This window comes from Neoroseomonas rubea (assembly GCF_016106015.1).
Taxonomy (GTDB): domain Bacteria; phylum Pseudomonadota; class Alphaproteobacteria; order Acetobacterales; family Acetobacteraceae; genus Neoroseomonas; species Neoroseomonas rubea.
Genome location: NZ_JACADQ010000154.1, coordinates 1 through 9084, shown reverse-complemented (window position 1 = coordinate 9084; position 9084 = coordinate 1). Strand labels below are relative to the sequence as shown.

The 9084-nt window shown below is 73.4% G+C and carries 9 protein-coding genes; 4 read left to right on the top strand and 5 right to left on the bottom strand.

The features are described from left to right. Positions 1–295: RsmE family RNA methyltransferase (locus tag HW577_RS14780; RefSeq protein ID WP_198376921.1), on the top strand; the 295-nt coding region annotated here is incomplete at its 5' end. A 37-nt stretch (positions 296–332) separates the two neighbouring features. After that, positions 333–1676, top strand: coding sequence for a glutamate--cysteine ligase (locus HW577_RS14775; RefSeq protein ID WP_198376920.1), 1344 nt, complete (start codon positions 333–335; stop codon positions 1674–1676). An 8-nt stretch (positions 1677–1684) separates the two neighbouring features. Here the strand turns inward: HW577_RS14775 and HW577_RS14770 are convergent, their stop codons facing one another. Together HW577_RS14770 and HW577_RS14765 are read right to left on the bottom strand one after the other, a co-directional pair. Beyond that, complete coding sequence (locus HW577_RS14770) at positions 1685–2059, bottom strand: hypothetical protein (protein WP_198376919.1); 375 nt, start codon at positions 2057–2059, stop codon at positions 1685–1687. Continuing rightward, positions 2060–2323 (bottom strand): hypothetical protein, encoded by a 264-nt coding sequence (locus HW577_RS14765; protein WP_198376918.1) that lies wholly within the window; start codon positions 2321–2323, stop codon positions 2060–2062. A 208-nt stretch (positions 2324–2531) separates the two neighbouring features. Between HW577_RS14765 and HW577_RS14760 the strand changes: the two genes are divergently transcribed. Both HW577_RS14760 and HW577_RS14755 read left to right on the top strand, forming a co-directional pair. Next, a complete protein-coding gene (locus HW577_RS14760) occupies positions 2532–2993 on the top strand; it encodes a hypothetical protein (protein ID WP_198376917.1) in 462 nt (153 codons plus the stop codon). After that, complete coding sequence (locus HW577_RS14755; protein WP_198376916.1) at positions 2968–4764, top strand: methyl-accepting chemotaxis protein; 1797 nt, start codon at positions 2968–2970, stop codon at positions 4762–4764. Before HW577_RS14760 ends, HW577_RS14755 begins: the two co-directional genes overlap by 26 nt. Before the next feature lie 25 nt (positions 4765–4789). Here HW577_RS14755 and tldD read toward each other — a convergent pair whose 3' ends face one another. The 3 genes from tldD to HW577_RS14740 all read right to left on the bottom strand — a co-directional run. Then, positions 4790–6220, bottom strand: a complete 1431-nt coding sequence (tldD, locus tag HW577_RS14750; RefSeq protein ID WP_198376915.1) for a metalloprotease TldD — start codon at positions 6218–6220, stop codon at positions 4790–4792. Beyond that, the gene (locus tag HW577_RS14745) at positions 6217–8859 is read right to left on the bottom strand and encodes a PAS-domain containing protein (protein WP_198376914.1); all 2643 of its coding nucleotides are present in this window, start codon (positions 8857–8859) and stop codon (positions 6217–6219) included. Before HW577_RS14745 ends, tldD begins: the two co-directional genes overlap by 4 nt. Beyond that, on the bottom strand, positions 8856–9084 hold a 229-nt coding region (locus HW577_RS14740), incomplete at its 5' end, for a COX15/CtaA family protein (protein WP_198376913.1). The genes HW577_RS14740 and HW577_RS14745, both read right to left, overlap by 4 nt.

The following is a 9084-nucleotide window of genomic DNA, read 5'->3' as shown; positions in this document are numbered from 1 at the left end:
CGCGCCGCTGCCGCTGCACGCGGCCCTGGACGCCTGGGACGGCGCGCCGCTGCTCGTCGCGGCCGAACGGCGTGGCGCCGCGCCGATCCGTCACGCGGCCGCCACGCTGCGCCTGCCCTGCGGCTGGCTGGTCGGCCCCGAAGGTGGTTTCGACACCGCTGAACTTGACGACGCGACCCGTCGTGCCTTTGTTACGGCGGTTGCCCTCGGCCCCCGCATCCTGCGGGCGGAGACGGCGGCCGTGGCGGGCCTCGCGGTGCTGCAGGCACTTGCGGGGGACTGGACTGCCACCTGAACGCGCCGCGTCCTGCGGCGTGACCGGAAAGGACTGCATGTCGAATCCCGGCGAGTCGGATCCCACGCCGATCACCTCGGCGCGTCAGCTTGCCGAATGGTTCGCGGCTGGCTCGAAGCCTCGCGCGGACTGGCGGATCGGGACCGAGCACGAGAAGTTCGGCTTCCGCCGTGCGGACCTCGCGCCGCCGCCCTACGAGCCGGGCGGCATCCGCGCCATGCTTGAAGGGCTGATGCGTTTCGGCTGGGAGCCCATCCTCGACAACGGCAACCCGATCGGCCTCAAGCGCGGGGATGCCTCGGTCTCGCTCGAGCCCGGCGGGCAGTTCGAGCTCTCCGGCGCGCCGGTCAGCACGCTGCACGAGACGCGGGACGAGATCGCAAGCCATCTCGAGGAAGTGCGCGCGGTGGCCGAGCCGCTCGGCCTCGGCTTCGCGCCGCTCGGCTTCCATCCGCTCGCGACGCGCGAGCAGATGCCGTGGATGCCGAAGGGCCGTTACGCGATCATGCGGCAGTACATGCCGCGGGTCGGGGCGATGGGCCTCGACATGATGCTGCGCACCTGCACGGTGCAGGTGAACCTCGATTTCGGCGACGAGGCCGACATGGTCGAGAAGCTGCGCGTTTCCCTCGCGCTGCAGCCGCTCGCCACCGCGCTCTTCGCGAATTCGCCCTTCGCCGAGGGCAAGCCCAACGGGTACCGCACGCTGCGCGGCAAGGTCTGGACCGACACCGACCCCGACCGCACCGGCATCCCGGCCGTCGCCTTCGAGGAGGGCTTCGGCTTCGAGCGCTTCGCCGAGTTCGTGCTCGACGTGCCGATGTACTTCATCATGCGGGAAGGGCGCTGGATCGACGCGGCGGGCATGTCCTTCCGCGCCTTCCTCGAAGGCCGGGCGGACAAGCTGAAGGGCCATGCCGCCACGATGGGCGACTGGGCGGACCATGTGACGACGGTCTTCACCGATGTGCGGCTGAAGCGCTTCCTGGAAATGCGCGGCGCGGACGCCGGCGCGCCCGCCTACCTGACCGCGCTGCCGGCCTTCTGGGTCGGGCTGATCTATGACGATGCCGCGCAGAAGGCGGCGCGCGCGCTGACCAAGGACTGGTCGGTCGCCGACATCGTCGCCCTGCGCAACGCGGTGCCGGGCCAGGCGCTGGAGGCGACCATCGGCGGGCGGTCGCTGCGCGACGTGGCGCGCGATGTGATGGCGATCGCGCGCGATGGCCTCAAGGCGCGGGGCCTGGGGGAGGAGACGCATCTCGACCCGCTGGATGCCATCGTCGCAACCGGCCAGACCCAGGCCGACCGCTGGCTCGAACGCTGCGCCGGCGCCTGGGGCGGGGATGTGTCGAAGGTCTTCGCCGAAGCGGCGGTGTGACGCGGCGCCTAACCGGCGTCGGTCCGCTTCGCGCAGCGGTGCAGCATGACGGGCGCGGCCGGCGGGGGCATGGCGAAACCGAGCGTCGCGCCATCGGCCGCCAGGCGCAGGCGTAGCTCATAGGTCACGATGGCCGCGCCGTCGCGGCCGCGCATGGTCAGCTGCAGCGTGCCGTGCGCATCCGGGCCGACAGCCTCGATCGCCGTCTCGCCATTGCCGGGCTCGCCCAGCCCCTGCGCCGAAATCAGGATGAGGAGGTCCTCGCCCCGCAGGCAGTCGGCGGGGTCACGGGCCCAGAGGCCGTGGAAGGCCGGCGGGACCGGCCCATCCGTCGCGCCGGCAACAGATGTCGCGAGGCAGAGCGCGAAGACGCCGCGACGCATTCAGAGGTCCGAGAGGCCCCCGAGCAGCCCGCCGATCACCTCCACCGAGGCCTGGGCGACGGTCGCCGCACCGTCGAGGCAGGCGCCCGCGACCTGCGCCGCGACATCGAGCACGCCGCTCGCGGCCAGGTCGACCGCGACCTCGGCCGCCTCGGCAGCCCCCTCCAGTCCGCTGCCGGCCTGGGCCTCGGCCTGGCGGCGGGCCTCCTCGCGCTTCTGCTCGTCGAACGCCTCGGCGGGGATGGCGGGCGGTGGCGCGGTCATCGACCTCTCCTGCTCTTGCGTGGGCCATGCTCCACGGCCGGGGCGCGTCAGGCCATGTAGTACTTCACACGGCGGCGTGAACGAAGATTTCAGGATGATGCCGGCACGTTACCACCCTGGACTGATGACTAGGGGATCCTCGGACATGACTCTCATCCAAAGGCTTGGTGGCCTCCGCCCGCAGCTCATTCTCCTGGGGATCATTCCGATGCTCCTCGTCGCGTTGCTGTCGGTCGCCGGTGCCGGCTGGGCGGTCCGTTCCGCGAACAACGAGATGATCACCGAAGCCCTCGGTCGGTCGCTCGACCGGGCGGAGGGCGAACTCGCCGCCGTCGGTCTGCGCATGCGCGGACACGCCGCGGGACTTTCCGTACGGCCGGACCTCGTGCGCGCCGTCGGGGCCGCGGATGCCGCGGCCGCGCGCGACATATTGGTTGCCGCCTTCACGGCGCTGCGGTCGGCCGACCCCGCCGTGGCCGTCGTCGAGGCCACGGATGCCGGAGGCCGCGTCCTGATTCGCGGGCACAATCCCGCACGCGGGGGACGACAAGTCCCGCGCGCCGGACGTCGCCGCCGCCCTCGACGGCCGGCCGGCCGTCGGCAACGAGGTCTCCCCCACCAGTGGCGCGATCGCGATCGGGGCCGTGCTGCCGCTGCGCGGCGCGGATGACCGGGTCGTCGGCACGATCCGCGTCGGCTCGAACCCGAACGCGGCGCTCGCGACGGAGATCGGCCAGAGTGCCGGCGGCGTCGCCGCGCTCTTCGGTGCCGGCCGGCTCGTCGCCGCGAGCCTCAACGGCCTGACCGCCGAGGCGCTGCCCCCCGCGGCGCTTGAGGCGGTCCGCGCGGGCACGGCGATGGGTGACGTCTCCGGCGTCCTGCCTGGCCGCGGCAACCACCAGCTGGGCGCGCGGCCGATCCGGGACATCGCCGGCCAGCCCGTCGGCGCCCTGCTGATCGCCATGCCGACCGAGCGCTTCGTGACGCAGGAGCGTTGGGTGTTGATGACCATCCTCGCCGCCTGCGGCGTGGTGATCCTGGTGGCCCTGCCCTTCGCGGTGTTCGCGGCGCGGCGCCTCGCCCGCCCGCTCGCCGCGCTCGGCGACACCATGGGCACGATCGCCGGCGGCCGGACGGAGGTTGCGGTGCCGGGCCTCGACCGGCCGGACGAGATCGGCGGCATGGCCCGTGCGCTCGAGACCTTCCGCCTGGGCTTGGAGGAGAAGGTGCGGCTGAACGCGGCGGCCGCCGCCGAGCAGGCCGCGCGCGCTCGCCGTCAGGCGGCGATCGAGCGCCATACCGAGGAATTCGGCCGTTCCATCGCTGGCGTCATGGAGCAATTGCGCGATGCGGCCGGTGGCATGCGCAACTCGGCCGGGGAAATGGCGAAGGCCACCGAGGGCACGCGCAGCCAGGCCGAGAGCACCGCGGCCGGCGCCGAGGAAAGCGCCCGCAACCTCGCCGCCGTGGCCGCGGCGACGGAGGAGCTGACGGTCAGCGTCAGCGAGATCTCCCGCCAGGTCGCGGCGGCGGCGGCGGCGGCGCGGGAGGCCGTGGACCGCTCCGAGGCAACGGGCGCGCGCGTCCAGGGCCTATCCGAAGCCGCAGGCCAGATCGGCGACGTGGTCCGGCTGATCAGCGGCATCGCGGGGCAGACCAACCTGCTCGCGCTGAACGCGACGATCGAGGCGGCGCGGGCGGGGGAGGCCGGAAAGGGCTTCGCCGTCGTTGCGTCCGAGGTGAAGACGCTCGCGACCGAGACGGCGCGCGCGACCGAGCAGATCGGCCAGCAGGTCGCGGCGATCCAGGCGGCGACGCTCGATGCCGTCGGCGCCGTGCAGCAGGTTGGCGTGGCGATCGGGAGCATGAACGAGGTCGCCTCCGCCATCGCCGCCGCGGTCGAGCAGCAAGGTGCGGCGACGCGCGAGATCGCGGCCTCCGTCCAGACTGTCGCACGGCAGAACAACGAGGCGACGCAGTCGATGCACGATGTCTCCTCGGTCGCCGCCGCGGCGCGGGGGACGAGCGGAGCGGTGCTCGACGCCGCCGAAGGGCTCGCGAAGATCGCCGGCACGCTGCGCGAGGAGGTGGACCAGTTCCTCGCCGCCATGCGGGGCGACGAAGGCGAGCGGCGCCGCTACGAGCGCGTTCCGGGCCGAGGCACGCGCGTCGGGCTGCGCGGCGCGGGCGGCGGGGTGCATGAGGTGGAGCTCGCCGACGTATCCCGCGGTGGCGCGGCGCTGGCGACCGCGGTCAGGGCGAATGCCGGCACCGAGGTGACGCTGACCCTGCCGGATGGGCTCGGCGAGGTGAACGGGCGCGTCGTCTACTGCACGGAAGGGCGCATGGCCGTCGTGCTGCGCCAGGACGCGCAGACCATCGCGCGCATCGATCGGCTGCTCGACCGCCTCCAGCCGGCCTCGATGGCCGCCGCGGCCTGACGCGCGGCGGCCGGGGCGGCGGAGGTCAGCCGACCGCCGTCCCGCCCACCGTCAGCCCCGCCATCTTGAGCGTCGGCTGGCCGACGCCCACGGGCACGCCCTGGCCGTTCTTCCCGCAGGTGCCGATCCCCGGGTCGAGCGCCATGTCGCTGCCCACCATCGTCACCTTGGTCAGCGCATCCGGCCCGTTGCCGATCAGCGTCGCACCCTTCACCGGCGCGCCGATCTTACCATCCTCGATGAGGTAGGCCTCGGAGGCGCTGAACACGAATTTCCCCGATGTGATGTCCACCTGGCCGCCGCCGAAATTCACCGCATAGAGGCCGCGCTTCACGCTCGCGATCACTTCTTCCGGCGCGTGCGCCCCGCCTAGCATCACCGTGTTCGTCATGCGCGGCATCGGAATGTGGGCGTGGGACTGGCGGCGGCCGTTGCCGGTGGGGGCCACGCCCATCAGGCGGGCGTTCTGCCGGTCCTGGATGAAGCCGGTCAGGATACCGTCCTCGATCATCACGGTGCGGCCGGATGGCGTGCCCTCGTCATCCACCGTCAGGCTGCCGCGGCGGTCGGGGATGGTGCCGTCATCGACCACGGTGACGCCGGGCGCGGCGATGCGCTGGCCGAGCAGCCCCGCGAAGGCCGAGGTCTTCTTGCGGTTGAAGTCGCCCTCCAGCCCGTGCCCGATTGCCTCGTGCAGCAGGATGCCGGGCCAGCCCGACCCCAGCACGACCTCCATCTCGCCGGCCGGCGCGGGAACGCTGTCGAGGTTCACGAGCGCCTGGCGCAGCGCTTCGTCCACCGCGGCCTTCCAGCCGGCTTCCGACAGGATCCGGTCGTAGCCGAAGCGCCCGCCGGTGCCGAAGGTGCCGGTCTCCCGCCGCCCATCGACCTCCACCACCACCGAGACGCCCATGCGCACCAGCGGGCGCAGATCCGCCACGCGCTGCCCGTCCGGGCGGATGATCTGCACCGCCTGCCATTCGCCGGTGATGGACGCCATCACCTGCACGACGCGCGGGTCGCGCGCCCGGGCGAAGGCGTCGATCTCGGCCAGCAGCGCGGTCTTGGCCGCGAAGTCCATGGCGTTGAGCGGATTGGCGTCGGCATAGAGCCGCGCATTGGTGGCGCGCGGGCCGACATCGAGCGTGCCCGACCGCCCCTGCCGCACCGCCTTCACCGTCTCCGCCGCGCGCGCGATCGCGGCATCCGTCAGCTCGCCGGCATGGGCGTAGCCCGCCGCCTCGCCCGAGACCGCGCGCAGCCCGAAGCCGCGCGTCGCGTCGTAGGAGGCCGAGCGGATGCGCCCATCCTCGAGCGCGATCGCCTCGCTTTCGCGGTATTCCAGGAACAGCTCGCCATCCTCGCAGCCTTCCGTCGCCTCGCGCAGCCGGCGTTCGGCGGCGGCGCGGTCGATCAGGTCGAAGAACAGGGCGTCGGTGGTGGCGAGCGCGGTCATGGCGTCTCCTGCGCGAGGGCGGCGGGGGCGATCAGGCTCTCCCGCGGCAGATGGAGCGTGGCGGTGGTGCCGAAGCCTGGGCGGCTGTCCAGCGAAAGCTTCCCGCCCATCGCCTCGGCGAGCAGGCGGGCGAGATGCAGGCCGAGCCCCGCGCCGCCGAAGCGGCGCGCATGGCTCGTGTCGATCTGGGTGAAGGGCTCGAAGGCGCGGGGGATGTCCTCGGGCGCAATCCCGATGCCGCTGTCGGCGACGGAAAGTGAGACCCCGCCCGACCCGTCGGGCGCGATGGCGACGCGCACGGTCCCACCCTCGGGCGTGAACTTGATCGCGTTGTCGAGCAGGGCGAGCAGGACGCGCCGCAGCCGGCGCTCGGCGCACAGGGCGTTCGGCAGGTGCGGTGCGGCGTCGATGCCGATGCGCAGGCCGGCTTCGCGCGCCGCGGGTTCCAGCATGCGCAGCGCGGCGGTGGCGGTGGCCATCAGGTCGACGGGCGCCGCCTGCTCCTCCGCCTCCCCGGGGCCGGCGCGGGCGACGTCGAGCACGTCCTCGATCACGCGCAGCAATTGCCGGCCGGCCTGGCGGACGGCGCCGGCGTAATCCGCAACGGCGCCGTCTGCGCCTTCGGCGAGCATCGCCTCGGCATAGCCGATCACGGCCGAGAGCGGCGTGCGCAGCTCATGGCTCATGGTCGCGAGGAAGCGGGACTTCGCCTCGCTCGCGGCCTCGGCCGCGGCGCGGGCCTGTTCCAGCTCGTCACGGATGCGCCGGTCCTCGGTGACGTCGGTGTAGGTGCGGACATAGCCGCCATCGGGGGTGCGGTCCGTCGTCACCTCGATGATGCGGCCGCTGCGACGGCGGCGGATGTAGCGGTCGGGCGCGCGCAGCGGCTCGCCCCAGCGTGTGTCGAGCGCGACCTTGGCGTCCTCGGGCGTGCCGTATTCGCCGCTGCCGATCTGCGCCTCGCGCAAGTCCAGGATGTGCCGGCCCGGGCGCAGTTCCTCGGGCGCGATGCCGGTCATGTCGGCGGCGAGCGCATTGGCGGCGACGACCCTGCCTTCGGCGTCGAACAGGCAGATGCCGTGGCGCATGTTCTCGAGCATCACCCGCAGGATGCCCGCGCGCTGCTGCGCGGCGGCCTCGGCTTCGGCGAGCGCGGTGGTGTCCACATGCGTGATGACGAAGCCGCCATCCGGCGTCGGGTCGGAGAAGACCTCCAGCACGCGCCCCGAGGGGCTGCGGCGCACCCAGCGATGCGGCTTCGAGCGGTCCATCGCGAGCGAGTGTCGCAGCAGGGCGCTCGCCTCCGGCTCCTCGCCGAGCGCGCCGCTCGCATGCAGCATGCTCACCAGCTCGTCCAGGCTGCGGCCCGGGCGGATGTCGTCCGGCGCATGGCCGGCCAGTTCCGCGGCGAGCGCGTTGTTCATCACGACGCGCCGGTCGGGGCCGTAGAGGACGAAGCCGTGGCGCATCGACGCCAGCGCCGTCTCCAGCAGCGCGGCGCGATGGCGCGCCTCCGCCTCCGCGCGCCAGGTCTCGGTGATGTCCGTGACGACGGAGACGTGCCCGCCATCGGGCAGCGGCGCGGTGCGGATGTCGAGCGCCGTGCCGTTGGCGCGCTGGCGGCGCCGCGCCTGCGGGCGGGAGAGGTCGCGCGCCATCTCCCGCGCGTAGATCTCCTCCGCCTCCCCGGGGCCGAATTCCCCGGCCGCGGCGCGGCGGCGGATGACGTCCTCGAGCGTGTCGCCCACCGCGAGCGGCGCGCCTTCCATCAGGCGGGCATAGGCGTCGTTGAAGAGCACCACGCTCCGATCCGGGCCCCAGACGCAGATGCCGTGCGGCAGGGCTTCCAGCACGCCGTCGAGGATGGCGGCGCGGCGGCGCGCCTCGTCCTCCGCGCGGCGCAGCTTGGTGACGTCGTCGCTTTCGATGAGGAAGCCGCCATCGGGCTGCGGCGTGCTGATGAAGCGTACCACGGTGCCATCGGCCCGTTCGCGCTGCGCGTCGCGCGGCTGGCTCCGGTCGGCGGCGATCGCGTCCCGCAGGTGGTCATGGTCGTCGGCGCTGAGGAATTCGCCTGCGCGTTCCAGCGATTGCATGATCTCGCGCAGCGTCGGCCGCCCCGCCAGGGTTTCGAGCGTGGTGCCCGAATGGCGGCGATAGGCCGCGTTGTGGAGCATCAGGCGCTGCTCGGCATCGAACAGCGCGATCCCGCCGCGCTGGGCGGTCAGCACGCGTTCCAGCAGCGCGATGCGGGCGCGGGCCATGCTCTCGGCGCGATTGAGCGCGGTGATGTCGACCGCGCAGATGGCGAAGCCGCCATTGGTCAGCGGCGCCGTGCTCCTCTCCCACATCCGCGTGCCGTCGGCGCTGCGGACATGGCGTGTCTGGTGCAGGCTGCGGTCGAGGGCGAGCGCCTCCGTTACCCGCTGCTGGGGGTCGCCCGGGCCGAGCAGTCCGCGGAAGGCGAGTAGCCGCAGCACGTCGCGCAGCGGGGTGCCGGGCGGGAAGCGTGACGCCTCGGCGCCCGCGGCGGTCCAGAAGGCGGCATTGGCGAGGACCAGGCGGTCGCCCGGCTCGAAGATCGCGACCGCGTGCGGCAGCGCCTTCAGCGCGGCGAGGGCGCCCTCCTCCCGCGTCACGCCGCCGATGCCCCGCGTGGGCGGCGGAGGGCGTGCATCGCGAGCAGCGCCGCGGTCAGCACCAGCACCGCGACCGCCTGGTGCAGCGTGCCGAGCCAGACCGGCACCACGGCGAGCAGCGTCGCGATGCCGAGCGCGTATTGCAGCGCCACCGCGCCGGCGAGCCCCACGACCGCGCGCCGCGCGGCACCCGGGGGCAGGCGGCGCCACGCCAGCGCGGCGGCG